Origin of the sequence: Streptomyces sp. NPDC059008 (assembly GCF_042749045.1) — a bacterium.
Classification (GTDB): domain Bacteria; phylum Actinomycetota; class Actinomycetes; order Streptomycetales; family Streptomycetaceae; genus Streptomyces.
In genome coordinates, this window is sequence record NZ_JBHYJC010000004.1 from 116588 (window position 1) to 130527 (window position 13940).

Annotated in this window: 18 protein-coding genes and 1 pseudogene; 16 read left to right on the forward strand and 3 right to left on the reverse strand. The window is 70.1% G+C overall.

The window, feature by feature from the left end:
* Positions 1-9 precede the first annotated feature (9 nt).
* The 15 genes and pseudogenes from ACFWZH_RS08275 to ACFWZH_RS08345 all read left to right on the forward strand — a co-directional run bounded on the left by ACFWZH_RS08275 (position 10) and on the right by ACFWZH_RS08345 (position 10527).
* Positions 10-558, forward strand: coding sequence for a hypothetical protein (locus ACFWZH_RS08275; protein WP_384426981.1), 549 nt, complete (start codon positions 10-12; stop codon positions 556-558).
* 1 nt (position 559) lies between these two features.
* Positions 560-949 (forward strand): DUF6251 family protein, encoded by a 390-nt coding sequence (locus ACFWZH_RS08280; protein ID WP_384426983.1) that lies wholly within the window; start codon positions 560-562, stop codon positions 947-949.
* A gap of 80 nt (positions 950-1029) precedes the next feature.
* A complete protein-coding gene (locus ACFWZH_RS08285) occupies positions 1030-1215 on the forward strand; it encodes a DUF6257 family protein (protein WP_384426985.1) in 186 nt (61 codons plus the stop codon).
* A gap of 90 nt (positions 1216-1305) precedes the next feature.
* Positions 1306-3387 (forward strand): cell division protein FtsK, encoded by a 2082-nt coding sequence (locus ACFWZH_RS08290; RefSeq protein ID WP_384426987.1) that lies wholly within the window; start codon positions 1306-1308, stop codon positions 3385-3387.
* A gap of 149 nt (positions 3388-3536) precedes the next feature.
* On the forward strand, positions 3537-3827 hold the full coding sequence (locus ACFWZH_RS08295) for a hypothetical protein (protein WP_384426990.1): 291 nt from the start codon (positions 3537-3539) through the stop codon (positions 3825-3827).
* Positions 3818-4006, forward strand: coding sequence for a hypothetical protein (locus tag ACFWZH_RS08300; RefSeq protein ID WP_384426992.1), 189 nt, complete (start codon positions 3818-3820; stop codon positions 4004-4006). The genes ACFWZH_RS08295 and ACFWZH_RS08300 overlap by 10 nt, the downstream gene beginning before the upstream one ends.
* A gap of 13 nt (positions 4007-4019) precedes the next feature.
* Entirely contained in the window at positions 4020-4484 is a 465-nt protein-coding gene (locus tag ACFWZH_RS08305) for a hypothetical protein (protein ID WP_384426994.1), read from the forward strand.
* Entirely contained in the window at positions 4484-4771 is a 288-nt protein-coding gene (locus tag ACFWZH_RS08310; RefSeq protein ID WP_384426996.1) for a hypothetical protein, read from the forward strand. The genes ACFWZH_RS08305 and ACFWZH_RS08310 overlap by 1 nt, the downstream gene beginning before the upstream one ends.
* Positions 4772-4856: 85 nt before the next feature.
* A complete protein-coding gene (locus ACFWZH_RS08315; protein WP_384426998.1) occupies positions 4857-6017 on the forward strand; it encodes a DNA cytosine methyltransferase in 1161 nt (386 codons plus the stop codon).
* On the forward strand, positions 6014-6907 hold the full coding sequence (locus ACFWZH_RS08320) for a bifunctional DNA primase/polymerase (RefSeq protein WP_384427000.1): 894 nt from the start codon (positions 6014-6016) through the stop codon (positions 6905-6907). Before ACFWZH_RS08315 ends, ACFWZH_RS08320 begins: the two co-directional genes overlap by 4 nt.
* Positions 6904-7272 carry a hypothetical protein gene (locus tag ACFWZH_RS08325; protein ID WP_384427002.1) on the forward strand — a complete coding sequence of 123 codons (369 nt, stop codon included), beginning with the start codon at positions 6904-6906 and terminating at the stop codon, positions 7270-7272. The genes ACFWZH_RS08320 and ACFWZH_RS08325 overlap by 4 nt, the downstream gene beginning before the upstream one ends.
* The gene (locus ACFWZH_RS08330; RefSeq protein ID WP_384427004.1) at positions 7269-8648 is read left to right on the forward strand and encodes a phage/plasmid primase, P4 family; all 1380 of its coding nucleotides are present in this window, start codon (positions 7269-7271) and stop codon (positions 8646-8648) included. Before ACFWZH_RS08325 ends, ACFWZH_RS08330 begins: the two co-directional genes overlap by 4 nt.
* A 245-nt stretch (positions 8649-8893) precedes the next feature.
* Positions 8894-9019, forward strand: a pseudogene (locus ACFWZH_RS08335) (excisionase); the annotation flags it as partial.
* 5 nt (positions 9020-9024) lie between these two features.
* A complete protein-coding gene (locus ACFWZH_RS08340) occupies positions 9025-9213 on the forward strand; it encodes a helix-turn-helix domain-containing protein (RefSeq protein WP_384427006.1) in 189 nt (62 codons plus the stop codon).
* A 78-nt stretch (positions 9214-9291) separates the two neighbouring features.
* Positions 9292-10527: a tyrosine-type recombinase/integrase gene (locus ACFWZH_RS08345; RefSeq protein WP_384427008.1), complete on the forward strand. Its 1236-nt coding sequence runs from the start codon at positions 9292-9294 to the stop codon at positions 10525-10527.
* Positions 10528-10692: 165 nt separating this feature from the next.
* Here the strand turns inward: ACFWZH_RS08345 and ACFWZH_RS08350 are convergent, their stop codons facing one another.
* The gene (locus tag ACFWZH_RS08350) at positions 10693-10974 is read right to left on the reverse strand and encodes a DUF6355 family natural product biosynthesis protein (RefSeq protein ID WP_384427010.1); all 282 of its coding nucleotides are present in this window, start codon (positions 10972-10974) and stop codon (positions 10693-10695) included.
* A gap of 746 nt (positions 10975-11720) precedes the next feature.
* On the opposite strand from ACFWZH_RS08350, the gene ACFWZH_RS08355 reads away from it, so the two are divergent.
* On the forward strand, positions 11721-12557 hold the full coding sequence (locus ACFWZH_RS08355) for an ArsR/SmtB family transcription factor (RefSeq protein WP_384427012.1): 837 nt from the start codon (positions 11721-11723) through the stop codon (positions 12555-12557).
* A 103-nt stretch (positions 12558-12660) separates the two neighbouring features.
* On the opposite strand, the gene ACFWZH_RS08360 is transcribed toward ACFWZH_RS08355, so the two are convergent.
* Together ACFWZH_RS08360 and ACFWZH_RS08365 are read right to left on the reverse strand one after the other, a co-directional pair.
* On the reverse strand, positions 12661-13647 hold the full coding sequence (locus tag ACFWZH_RS08360) for a TauD/TfdA dioxygenase family protein (protein ID WP_384427014.1): 987 nt from the start codon (positions 13645-13647) through the stop codon (positions 12661-12663).
* Between the two features lie 151 nt (positions 13648-13798).
* Entirely contained in the window at positions 13799-13939 is a 141-nt protein-coding gene (locus ACFWZH_RS08365) for a hypothetical protein (RefSeq protein ID WP_384427016.1), read from the reverse strand.
* Position 13940 lies beyond the last annotated feature (1 nt).

A 13940-nucleotide genomic window follows, 5' to 3' on the forward strand; every position in this document is an offset into this window, starting at 1 on the left:
GGAGAGACAGTGACCAGCACCGACAACCCCAACGTCCTGCCCGACTTGATCGTCCTGGCGGCCGAGCGAAGCGCCGCCCACAAGCGTCACCTCGCCGAGCAGGAAGCGGCCCGCGAGCAGGCCCGCCGGGAGCATGAAGCGGGCGAGCGGACCGCGGTAGAGCGGGACGCGCACGACATGGTCGGCTTCGCCTTCATGGGCACGCTTGCGCAGGTCGTAACCCGGCAGATGTGGCAGGGCTACCCGAGCGTGGATCGGCCCGTGTGGGGCGAGTTGCAGCCGACCGCCGTCGCCTACCTCGGAGGCAACACGTTCCTGCACTACACCGCGACGCGCACCGACGAATACGTCATGACGCTGCTCCAGCCCTGCACCACCTGCGGCGCCCGCCTGGAGCACCGCCTGTGGGACGACCTGGAATTGTCCGTCTGCCTCGGCTCCGAGGACGCCCCCGCGACCTGCCGGGACTGCGCAACCTCCGCAGCGGCCCGGCCGGCTGCCCCTGACCCCGCCCTGTGCCACACGCACGAACTCCACGCCACCAGCAGGAAGGGCTGACATGACCGCGCGCCGCTACCAGTTCGACAACGAACTTCCCGTCCCGCGGGATTCTCATCTGCCCGTTTACCGGCCCGAACCGATCGGCACGCCGGCCGTCTACGACCAGCAGCCCATCGTGGTGCAGCACATCCACCAGGCCCCGCCCGACCGCACCCTGCAGCGCGTCACCCTCGGCGCCGGGATCGGGGGCGGTGCGGTGGTCGCCGGTGTCTTCCTCGGGCCAATGGTCGTCACCCTGCTCACCTCCGCGGCGGTCCCGCTGGGGTTCCTCGCCCTGGTCCTGGTCTCCGCCGCGTGGGGCGTTGGCACGGTCGTGAAGTCCGTCGGCGGCCCGGACGGTAAGTCGGCAGCTCAGAACCTCGCCAAGGCTCGTCGCAAGCGCGGCTGACGGCTGCCCGCGCCGCCCCAACTGCCCTGGTTGGGCGGCAAGGGGAGCCGGGACAGCCCCGGCCCAGACGGGAGCCTCCGATGGCACGGCACGACGAGCCCAAGCTCACCCCCGCCGAGAAGACCAAGGTCGCCTGGTACGTCACCCGCATGGCCAAGCGCGGCCTGGCCGGTGACCACGTCTACCAGCGCGACTTGGAAGCGGCGGTCGAAGGCGTCCTGGAGGGCGCCCGCAAGCGCGAGAAGCGCGGCACTGCCGCGAAGTGACGACGCCCCGGGGCGGCCGATGGCTGCCAGGCGAACCGACCGCCCCGGGCCTTTCCCATCCCCGCACGATGCGCAGACAGGACGTACAGCATGACGGACACCACCGCCCCCACGGCGCACCTGCGCGCCGTACCGGACACCCCCGACGATGACGAGACCCCGGCCGCGCCGCCGGCGGTTGACAACCCCAACCTGCCCAAGCCGGGCGTGGTCAGCGAGAAGCGCAAGCCGGTCCTGGCCGGATGGCTGACCAACCGCCGTGACTTCCTGGCCGCCGCCCGCCACACCGGCGCCAACCTCGGCTACGCCTCCCTGTTCCACGGGGTTCGCGTGCCGGTGTATGCCGCGCGCTGGGCGTTGATGGCCCCGCGCGGCACCTGCCGGTTCATCGCCTCCACCAACCGATGGATCTGGGACCGCGAAGCAGCCCCGCTGCGCGCCTACGCGGTGCAGACCGAGGACGTGGAGGAGTACATGCGCCTGGCCCGCCTCCGGGCCGGACGCGTACGCCTGCGCGGGATCGTGACCCTGGTCGCGCTGGTCTTCGGCACCGGCTTCGCCCTGTGGCTCTACGTCATGGCCCCCGCCCTCCTCTACGCCTTCGGCGCGGGCGGCGTCCTGCTGCTCGGCATGGCCGGCCAGCAGCCGGACTCCCCCGTCGTCGGCCCGGCCGTGCTCAAGACCGAGGTGCAGAAGCTCACCGGCACGATCGTGCTGCGGGGGCTGGAGAGCATCGGCAACGCCCGCATCACCGCCGCCATCAAGAAGGGCGGCGAGATGAACGGCATGCGCTTCACCAGCGAAATCGTCCGCGACGGCCCCGGCTACCGCGCCGATCTCGACCTGCCCTACGGCGTGACGCCGGAGGACATCATGGAGGCCCGCAAGCCGCTCGCGTCCGGCCTGCGCCGCAAGGTCGGCTGTGTGTGGCCCTCCCCCGACCCCACCGAGCACGAGGGGCGGTTGATCCTGTGGGTGGGGGACAAGCCGATGAACGAGACCACCAAACCCGCCTGGCCCCTGCTGAAGTCCGGGCAGGTCGACCTGTTCAAGCCGGTCACCTTCGGCAACGACCAGCGCATGCGCGACGTGGCCGTGACGCTGATGTTCGCCTCGGTCGTCGTCGGCTCCATCCCTCGCATGGGCAAGACATTCCTGATGCGGCTGCTCCTGCTCATCGCGGCGCTCGATCCGCGCTCCGAGATCTACGCCTTCGACTTCAAGGGCACCGGCGACTTCGGCGCGCTGGAGCCGGTCTGCCACCGCTACCGGGCCGGGGAGGAGGACGAGGACATCGACTACGTCGTCCAGGCGCTGAGGGAGCTAAGGGAGGAGCTGCGCCGGCGGGCGAAGGTGATCAAGTCCCTGCCCCGGTCGCGGTGCCCGGAGTCGAAGGTGACCCCGGAGCTGGCCAGCGACAAGAAGCTGGGCCTGCACCCGATCGTGATCGGGGCGGATGAGTGCCAAATCCCCTTCGAGCACGAGAAGTACGGCCCTGAGATCGAAGCGATCTGCGTCGACATCACCAAGCGCGGCCCGGCGCTGGGCATGGTGGCGATGTTCGGCACCCAGCGCCCGGACGCCAAGTCCCTGCCCACCGGCATCTCCGCCAACGCCGTCCTGCGGTTCTGCCTGAAGGTGATGGGCCAGCCCGCCAACGACATGGTGCTGGGCACCTCGATGTACAAGGCCGGCTACCGCGCCACCATGTTCTCCCGCTCCGACCGCGGCATCTGCTGGATGGCAGGCGAAGGCGACGAGCCCCGCATCGTCGCCTCCGCGTTCGTCGACGCCGTCGGCGCCGAAACCGTCGTGGCCCGCGCCAGGAAGCTGCGGGAGGACTACGGCAACGTCACCGGCCACGCCCTCGGCAAGGGCCCGGAGAAGACCGCCGGCGCCGACATCCTCACTGATGTGCTGGCCGTGATCCGGGCCGACGAGAAGGCCGTGTGGTGCGAGCGCATCGCCGCCCGCCTGGTCGACCTGCGGCCCGAGACGTACGAGGGCTGGAAGGGCGAGAACGTCACCGCCGCACTCAAGCCCTGGGGCATCAAGCCGGGGCAGGTCTGGGGCCAGACCGACGACGGCGAAGGCAAGAACCGGCGCGGCATCGAACGCGCCGACATCACCGCCGCCATCACTCGCCGTGACGCCGATCGGGCCGCGGCCTGACCCCAGCAGCACTGCTAGACCTAGCAGCCCGCGCTGCTAGGTCTAGCACCCCCGCTAGCACCCCAAAGGGCCTGTGATCAGGCACCTAGCGTCTAGCGCCTGACCTGGCCCAACCCCGAAGACCGCCCCGGAACGGGAGTTGACCGCTCATGCTCACCGCTAGCTCCGCACTGCTGCTCATCGCCCTCGGCAGCTACGCAGCGTTGTGCGCCATCCAGCCGTTCGGCACCTGCCACAAGTGCCGCGGGGTGGGCTACCGCCTGCGCCGCACCCGCACCGGCGCCGTCAAGCGCGGCAAGCCCTGCCGCCGCTGCCGCACCCACGGCAAGCGCCTCCGCCTCGGCCGCCGCCTGCACAACCACGCCCGCCGCGTCCACAGCGCCGGCACCCGCACCCACACGCGCTCCACCAACCGCAAGGAGGCCCTGCCGTGGCAATAACGCTCTCCCTCGTCGTCATCCTCGGCGTCCTGCTCGCCCTGCTGCTCCGTTACAAGTCCCTCGGCATCGGCGCTGCCGTCGTCGCCGTCCTCTTCGGCTTCTACCTCGCCAACACAGACGCCCGCCACACCATCAACCAGCTCACCACCGCCATCGCCCGCGCCATCACCGGCCACTAAGGAGGACATCGCCATGACCCTCGACCATCACGAGATCGTGACCGTGGAACTGGACTGCCCAGGCTGGCTCGTCCCCGTCACACGCGACATCACCCGCCACCAGCTCGGCGAACTGCTCCTGAAGCTGGACGACATGGCCGCCGACACCTACGAAGCGGCCCCGGGCTTTGCCCAGACGTGGCCCACGCCCGACGAGGCGTACGCGGACGCGCCGAGCATCGACGAGGAGCTGGACTGGCTCAACCGCACCGCGGCTGAGGCCGGCTGGGAAGAAGAACTGTGCCGTGAGTACTACCTGCGCAAAGCCGCCGCCTTCGACCGCATCGCACTGTGCGAAGACGGCTGCGCCACGGATACCGACGTAGCCGAAGGCACGGCCGCCTACCTGCTCGACCTGGACCAGGCGCCCGGCGGCTACGACCCGCGTGCCTACGTCCGTCAGCAGTACGCCATGTGGGCAAGCAGGGAGCACATCTGATGGCCACTCGCCTTGTTGCCTGCTACGTCGCGGCATGTGATCTGTGCGGCGGCACCACCGACTCCGACGGATTCACCCCTCACTTCGACACCCCCCAAGAAGCAGTCGAGTACGTGACCGCGAGCGACGACGACGGCTGGACGCTCGCCCCGGACGGCCGGCTGGTGTGCGACGCCGTCCGCGATGCCGCACACGAGGACATCCACGCCGGTGCCGGCAAGCGCATGAGCCCCTGCGCCATGACCGTCACCTGGGGCGCAAGCGCCGCCACAGCACTTCCCTCCTAGCCATGGCTAGGGCGGGCCGCAGTCATTGGCGTGAGGCGGCCCGCCCTGGTCTCCAGTCCTGATCAGACCTGTGGAGGTCTCCAGCATGACTCAACCCACCCACATCCGGCGAGTCCCCCACTCGCCGCCCCGCCTGCTGGCGTTGTGCGCCGGCTACGGCGGACTCGAAGCAGCGATCCGCGCCGGCACCGGCGGCCTGGTCGCCGCCTTCGCCGAGAGCGACCCTCACGCGGCGAAGGTGTTCGCCGCACGTCATCCCGGAGCGCCGAACCTGGGCGACATCACCCGCGTCGACTGGCAGCAGGTCCGCGAGGTGTACCGGCCGGACGTGATCGGGGCCGGCTTCCCCTGCCGCAACATCTCCAACGCTGGACGAAGGGACGGAATCCGTGGGCAGTACTCGCGCATCTGGACGAACGTTGCTGAGGCTGTGGGCGAGCTTCGACCGCGCCTCGTGTTCCTGGAAAACGTGGCGGCGCTCCGCTCCCGGGGGCTGGACGTCGTCGCCGCGGACCTGGCCGCGCTCGGGTATGACGCGCGGTGGACATGTCTACGAGCTGGTGACCCCCAGGTCGGCGCCCCACACCCGCGCGACCGCTGGTTCGCCGTCGCCTATCCCGCTGATGCCGACCCCCACCACCTCCGACGGCACTGGCGGCCCCGGCATCAGCCCGAAGCCCAAGGGTGGGTTGAACCTGCGTACCGCGGTGACCCGCCTGCCGGCACCGCCGAGCAGCTGAGGCTGCTGCCCACGCCCGCGGCCCGGGACTGGAAGTCCGGCGCCTCCAACCTCCTCGGACGCAACTCCCAGCCTCTCAACGAGGTGGTGGTGAATCTGCTGCCCACCCCGAAAGCCTCCGACGGCCCGCACGGCGGGCCCAACCAGCGTGATACCGCAGGGCGTTACTACCTGCCCGGCCAGGCCGTGCGCCTCGACGCACGCTGGGTCGCCTCCGACGGCACTGATTACGGCCCCGCCGTCCGCCGTTGGGAGCACGTCACCGGCCGTCCGGCGCCCTGTCCCACCGAGCCCGGAACCCGCGGCAACCGTCGCCTGTCGCCGGCCTTCGCGGAGTGGCTGATGGGACTGCCCGCCGGCTGGGTCACCGCCGTGCCCGACATCCCCCGCAAGGAACAACTCAAGATCCTCGGCAACGGCGTCGTCCCCCAACAGGCCCACCACGCCTACAACACCCTCTTCGACACCCACGTCCCCGCACCCCTCGAATGGAGGACCGCCGCATGACCACGAAACAGCTCAACGCCGCGCTGGAGGCCGCCGCCAACGGCTGGGCGGTCTTCCCCCTCCGCCCCGGCGACAAGCGCCCCGCCCTCCACGGTGAGGCGTCCTGCCCCGGCATGGGCGACTGCGCCGGCGGTCACCGCAAGTGGGAGCAGCGCGCCACCACCGACCCCGACCGCATCCGCGCCGCCTGGTCGCACGGCCCGTTCAACGTCGGCATCGCCACCGGCCCGTCCGGGCTGGTCGTCATCGATCTCGACATGCCCAAGACGAACAGCAATGGGGACACGCCTTGCGGCGTGACGACCTTCCAGGCGCTCTGCGAGCGCACCGACCACCCCGTCCCCACCACCCGTACAGTGCGGACTGCGAGCGGCGGGCAGCACCTGTACTTCACCGCGCCCGCCGGAGTCCGGCTGACGAACACTGCCGGCATGCTCGGGCCGCTGATCGACACCCGGGCATGGGGCGGATATGTGGTCGCCCCCGGCAGCGCCGTCCACAGCGGCGCCTACGCGGTCGTGGACACCGCGCCGGTACTTCCGTTGCCCGGATGGCTCCTGGACGCTCTCAAGCCCCCTCAGAAGCCCGCAAAGGTCGTAAATGCCGTGGCGCCGAGCCGAGTTGGGCGCTACGCCGACGCTGCGCTGCGCTACGAGGAAGAGAACGTCGCCTCCGCCCCCGAAGGTCGACGCAATGCGGCCCTGGTCCGGGCCGCACGAGCCCTGGGGCGACTGGTCGCGTCCGGCGACCTCGGGCGCGCGGAGGTTGAGGTGGCTCTTAGTAGGGGGGCGGAAGTGGCCGGTCAGAAGCCGTACGAGTACCGCTCGGCCCTCACCAGCGCCTTGAACTGGTCCATCCAGCACAACAGCAGCGGCCGGAGGACGGCATGACCGCCCGCCCACATCTCCCCACTAAGAGCCCCTCCACCACCCCCACCACGCCCAGCTTCGCCGAACCGGCGCGCACCCCGTCCGGCAGTGGTGCGCCGGAGGGCGCCGCCCGCAGGGCGTCCGTTCATGCCCTTCGTCCTGACCCGCGCCAGGCCACCCAGCGCGGCGCCGAGCCGGTGTTCTACGGGCTGCACATCGTCGCCGAGCCGGAATGGCACATCTCGGTGACCGCGGCCTGCCCGTGCGGCTACCAGCGCCGAGCCAAGAGCCGCGACGCCGTGGTGCCTCTGATTGAGGACTACGCCCGGCACAAGAAGGCCTGCACCCGCCACACCGGCATGATCGAAAGGAGGCATGTCGCATGACGGCCGAGGAGCTGCCCGCCCCCTCCCACCCCATGGCCGTTGCCCGGCGGCTGCTGCCGGGCTGGCAGACCGAGGACGGACAGTTGCGGTGCCGGCGTTGGCGCGGCTCGTGGATGCGCTGGACGGGCACCTGCTGGCGGGAGCTGGACGAGCAGCAGATGCGCGCGTCGATGTACCGGCGGCTGGAGCACGCCACCTTCAGCGCCCCGGGCAAGGACGGACAGCCCGAGCTGCGGGACTGGGCACCGACGAAGCAGAAGATCGGCAACCTGCTCGACGCGCTCGGCGCCATCACGCTGTTGCCCACCGAGGTGGACGCCCCAGCCTGGCTCGGCAAGGGCGGCGCCGAGCAGGACGGCACCCCGATCGTGGCGTGCCAGAACGGGCTCCTGCGCATCCGGGACCGTGAGCTGCTGCCGCACGGCCCCGGCTTCTTCAACCTGGTCTCCGTCCCCTTCGACTACGACCCACAGGCGACCGCGCCAACCTGGCACTGGTTCCTGAACGAGATCTGGCCCAACGACCCCGATGCCATCGAGGCACTTCAGGAGTGGTTCGGCTATGTGCTCTCCGGCCGCACCGACCAGCAGAAGATCCTGCTCATGGTCGGCCCGTCCCGTTCCGGTAAGGGGACCATCGCCCGGGTGCTGAAGGAGCTGGTCGGCAAGGAGAACCTCGCCGGGCCCACCCTCGCCGGTCTCGGCACGAACTTCGGGCTGTCGACGCTGGTGGGCAAGCCGCTGGCGGTCATCGCCGATGCTCGGCTGGCCGGCAACGACAACAGTCAGGTGGTCGAGCGACTGCTGACGATCTCCGGTGAAGACACCATCGACATCGACCGCAAGTACCGCGAAGTGTGGACCGGCAAGCTGCCCACCCGGCTGGTGATCCTCTCCAACGAACTGCCGCACTTCGGCGACTCCTCCGGCGTCATCGCCCGCCGGTTCGTGCTGCTCAACATGACCGTGTCATGGCTCGGCAAGGAAGACCCGACCCTGTTCAGTCGGCTCGTCGCCGAGATGCCCGGCATCTTGAACTGGGCCCTGGACGGACTGGCCCGGCTGGAGGCCAAGGGCCGGATCACCGAACCCGCATGCAGCCGCGAAGCAGTCGCCACCATGCAGGACACCGCCTCCCCCACCTCCGCGTTCGTCCGTGAACGGTGCGCCACCGGCCCGGCGTGCAGCGTGCCCGTGGATGCGCTGTGGACCGTCTGGCGGGAGTGGGCCGAGGACAACAACGTTCGCCCCGGCACCAAACAGGTATTCGGCCGCAACCTGCTCTCCGTCGTCCCACAGCTCACCCGCACCCGCCCACGCGACGCCTCCGGCGAGCGGATCGCTACCTACAGCGGCATCACCCTCAGCGGTTGTTGATTCCACAATCCGTCGGGTCGCGGCCCATCGCGGCCCAATACGGCTGTCCTGCGGATTCCCCGCAGGACAACCGCGGCCCATCGCGGCCCGCCCTGCTCAAAGTTTGGCCGCGATGGGCCGCACACAGGCCCGGCAAAACCGCAGGTCACAGCCTTGGGTCGCGATGGGCCGCGACCCACAGCAATGTCACTCCAACTCAAAAGAGAGCAGCGGCGCCCCGAGCGTTCGTCGAAGGAGACAGTGACGTGTCCAAGCCCAAGATGCTCAAGCTTCCCGAAGTCCTCGGAGAGATCGACATGAGCCGCGCCGCCTTCTACCGCATGCGCGCCGGCGGTCAGGCACCCAAGCTCGTCAGGCTTCTCAACGGAAGGGCGTCATGAAGAGGTACTTGACGACTGCGGAAGTCGCCGAGCGCTACCGCACGTCGCCCGCGACTGTCCGCTACTGGCGCTACGCCGGAACCGGCCCACAGTGCTTCATCAGGCGCGGTCGACATGTTCTGTACGACGCCGAAGCGCTCGACAGGTACGACGCTGAAGAGATCGGAGGCCGATGCGCAGCATGACCCGAAACGGTAATGAACCACATCAGAAGGGACGCCACTTCATGGCTGACTCGGCTTGCTCTGGGGGGAAGGGGACTGATGGCTGACGTGTATGACCGCTGGCACCTGGCCCGACCGCCGGCCGATGCCGAGCCGTGCGAAGCACACAGCACCAAGACAGCGCCCGTGTACCCGAGCACGGAGCACGGAGTTGGGAAGCGCTGGCAGGTGCGCTACCGGGATCTGTCCGGCAAGCAGTGTAAGGAGAACTTCGAGAAGAGGACGGCCGCGGACTCCCGGGCCGCCAAGGTGAAGACCGAACTCGACGGCGGCACGTTCGTGAACCGGGAACTTGGCAAGCAGAAGTTCAAGGCAGTCGCTGAGCGCTGGCAGGAGATGGCCGTACATCGCGAGCGGACCGAGACGAACGTCGAGCGGGCCCTACGGCTGCACATCTACCCGACTTTCGGCAACCGGCAGATCGGCAGCATCCAGCGGGCAGACGGACAGAAGTGGATCAAAGAGCGGTTCGCGGTCATCGCCCCGTCGACGTTCGCGACGCCCTGGAACGTCTGCACCAGCATCCTGAAGATGGCCCACCAAGAGGGCATCATCCCGAAGTACCCGTGGGAGGGCCTCAAGCCGCCCGAGGTGTTCTATCCGGAGATCCACCCGCTCGACCCTGAGGCCGTAAAGGCGCTGATCGTCACCGCGTCCCCGAGGTACCGGGCCCTGGTGCGGCAGGCGGCTTCCACTGGACTCCGCCAGGGCGAGCTGTTCGGCCTGGAAGACGATGAGCCGGCCAAGACCGTCACGGTCAAGCAGCAGTTGATCGGCCCCGACAAGGGGGTGCCGTACCTGGGGGAGCCGAAGACTAAGCAGAGCTACAGGGGGGTTCCCCAGGGGCAGTCTGTTGTCGACGAGATCGAGCGGCATCGCAAGGAGTACCCGCCCAAGGTCGTGCACATCGAGGACCGGACGAACCCGCGTAAGCCCGTGTGGCGCCATGCTCGGCTGCTGTACACGAGCGAGACGGGTGGAGCGATCCGGCGCGGAAGCTGGGCGAAGCTGTGGGCCCGCAACATCGAGCGGGCGAACGCCTACCTGGCGAAGTCCGGCAGCAAGGTACGTGTCCCCGAGGGCGCTACGCTTCACGATCTGCGCCACTTCTACGCCTCCGTGCTGATCAAGAACGGGGCGACGCCGAAGCAGGTTCAGATGCGCCTCGGCCACGCGAAGCCATCGATCACGCTGAACGTGTACACGCATCTGTGGGAGGCGGAGGCGGATCGGACGGCCGACATGATGGAAGCAGTCCTGAGCGATGTGCCCTGAGAGTGCCCTGGGGGCGTGACGTATGGCTGGCTTCCCAGGTCAGGAAGCCAGCCATACACCCTGTGCGGAGGTGCCGCCCTCGCTCTTGCGCTGGGTCGCGGGCCCGGGGCGCGCTGCCCCCGGGCCCGCTGTCATGCCGTGGTCATGTCGCGGTCCATGCCGTGGTCAGCAGGTGCGGTTGACGTAGTGCGCGCCCTGGATCCTGCTCGACGAGCCCAGCCACGACCTGCCGGGGCCCACACAGCGCTCGTAGTCCGGGGCCAACGCCACCCTCACTTTGATGACCACGTGCGAGCCGTCGCTCGTGCAGTGGTTGTAGAACGCGTCGCTGCCGGTCTCGTAGAACCCGCAGGGGTCGGCGGCGGCGGACGGTGCGGCGGCGGTGGAGAGGCCGAGGACGAGTGCCACGGCGCCGAGGACGGCCGGCAGGGAACGGCGAACGCTCACGGGTCGACTCCTTCTTGAGGACGCGATGTTCGAGCAGAGTTGGCTTGTGCACGGTGGCCGGCGCATCGGTGGCTCGGGCAGCGTTGGCTCGGGCAGCGTTGGCTCCTGCACGCGGAGAGCGTCGCAGCAGCCACGCGGGGTGGTCACCGGAACTCGCTCGGACGAGTGGGGGAGTTCACTCGGTCGAGTGGGGAGGGTTTGACGTGCGGAAACGTCCGCAACCTGGCCGCAGCGGGCCCTGCCGAGGGGCCGGTGGCCCGGGGGCTCCCGGGCGGGGGCGGCACCTGTGCGGAGGTGCCGCCCACGCTTTCTCCGGACTCCCCCCTCGGGAGCTGCCGCCACCCCGGTCGGCGCGGGAAGGCGGCCTTCGGCGGGGCCGTCGAGCGGCCGGTTGTTTGCCCATCACCCCCCACGGGATCGAGCAATCCGGGCCGTTCGTGCCGCCGTCGAATTGAGTACAGCATTCCGCCCGGCCGCCTGGTCGCGCGACACTTTTCAAGTCTGGCCAAAAGGGCATGGTGACCGCGCGTGTTGGCGTGCATACTCAGGCGTGCCGGGGGCCGACTGAGGAAACCAGAGGTGGGGGTTCGGTGTTACGCGTCCATTTCAGTGGACTCGATCTGGCCCGTGTGCGCATTGCGGCGCGCCCGGACGCACTGTGGGAGACGGTCTTAAGCTTTCATCGACTACGTGACAGACGCGACGATTCGGCGTTCGGCAAATGGCGATCGGAAACGCGCGGAAGGTTGAATGGCGAAGCGCGTCTGCTGGCGCCGCTGGTGCCCACGCGCGGCTATTTTCCCGATTTCCTGACGCCCGCCGAGGGGCTCCTGGGGATGGCCGACGCGCTCGCCGCGCTGCGCGAGACGCCGGCCGCCCGGCTCCACGACGAGCTCGGCCGGCTCTCCAGTACGACCCGCCCGCTCCCCGCGTGGATACGGGCGATGGCCGACGGCGAGACCCGCGCCCTCGGCCGCCTCGCGGGCGTACTGCAGCGCTATTACGAGGCGGCGGTCGCCCCGTACTGGGCGCGCGTCCAGGGCCGCATAGAGGCCGACCGCGCCGCCCGCGGCCGGGCCCTGCTCGACGGCGGTGCGGACTGTCTGCTCGCCTCGCTGCCGCCGATGATGCGCTGGCGCCCACCGGTCCTGGAGGCCGACTACCCGGTGGACCGCGAGCTCCATCTCAACGGCCGGGGCCTGCTTCTGCTGCCGTCGTACTTCTGCCGCCGCACCCCGGTCACCTTCCACAACCCGGACCTGACGCCCGTCCTGGTCTACCCCGTGGAGCACCAGTCGCCCCGTCTCACGCCGAACGCCGCGCAGGAACGTTCCCTCGGGCGGCTCGTCGGCCAGACCCGTTCCGCGATACTCCAGGGCATCGGCGTCGGCTGCACCACCAGCGAACTCGCCCGCCGCGCCGACGTCTCGCTGGCGTCGGCCAGCCAGCACGCGACCGTCCTCCGCGACGCCGGCCTGCTGACCACCCTGCGGCAGGGCAACGCGGTGCTGCACACCCTCACCCCGCTGGGCGCGGCCCTGCTGCGCGGGGCGCGCTCGGCGGAGGGGGTGGGCGCGGCGTAGCGGCGGGCGCGGCGCACGAGCCGGGTACGAGCCGGATACGAGCCGGGGTACGGGTGGCCGACGTGCGCGGCGCGCGGCGGGCGGTGGGGCGGCGCGCACCGGGTCAGTACGGGCGGTCGCCGGCGATGGCGACCCGTTCGGCCACCCTGCGGTGCGCCCCGTAGTCGTTCACCGCGTAGTGCTGGGTGGCCCGGTTGTCCCAGAACGCGACGTCCCCCGCCTGCCAGCGCCACCGCACCTGGAACTCCGGTACGTGCGCCTGCTGGAACAGCATCCGCAGCAGCCGGTCGCTCTCGGCCTCGGCCAGTCCCACGATCCGGGTGGTGAAGGAGGTGTTGACGAACAGCATCCGTCGCCCGGTCTCCGGGTGCCTGCGCACCACCGGATGCTCGACTGGCGGGAACTCGGCCTGGAATGGGGCCAGTTGAGCCTCTGAGTAGAAGCGTGCGAAGCCCGGAAGATAGTCGTGCACCGCACGCGCGGAATTGATCCGCGTCCGGATTTTCGAAGGCAAATTGTCGTATGCCGCGGCCATATCGGCCCACATCGTGTCCCCGCCGGCAGGTGGGACCTCGCGCAGCTGCAACACCGCCCCGAGCGCCGGCCGCTCCCGGAACGTGACATCCGTGTGCCATACGTTCTCGAACGTGGGGACCCCGCCGGCGGCCTTGTCGAACCGCACCACATCCTTCGAATCCCCCTGCGCCAGGAGCGGATTGGTCTCCAACTCTCCCCAATTGGCGGCGAATTCGCGCTGGGCGGCGGGCTTGAGATGCTGCCCGCGGAAGAACAGTACCTTCCACTCCAGCAGGGCCCGGTTCAGCTCCGTACGCAGCGCCGCGGGCAGCGGCCGGGACAGGTCCAGCCCACGGATCTCGGCCCCGATGGTGGCGGCCTGCGGCACCACCTCGAAGCGCTCGTACGGGCGGTCCTCCCAGCCGTCGGGCGTACGGCGCAGGAGGCGCGGCCCCTCGTACAGCCCGTCGGCGGGGATGCGGTGCGGGCGGAGGGCGGGGTTGGTGGAGATGGCTGGGGGCGTCAACGGGGCCTCCTGGAGGGAAGGGCGCGAGGAAGGGAGGGGGTGGGGCATCGCACGCACGGCAGGGTGCGAGGGGGAGGCCGGCGGGGCGGGAGTGCCGGTACCGGCCGTAGGGAACCGTCAGGCGGCCGTACCCGGGCCGAACGGGCCGCGGCGGACCGTCAGCTGCCGTTGCGGAGCCCGAGCGGGTGGTACCGAACCGTCAGGCCGTACGGGAACAACAGACCGGGGGAGAGCCCACCCGGCCCCGGCGGCGCAGGAAGCTCAGCCCGCGGGGCGCGCACTCGCCGTGGGGACCGCGTTCGCGCGGCTCCGCCTCACAGACGTCCAGGTGCGTGCTCATG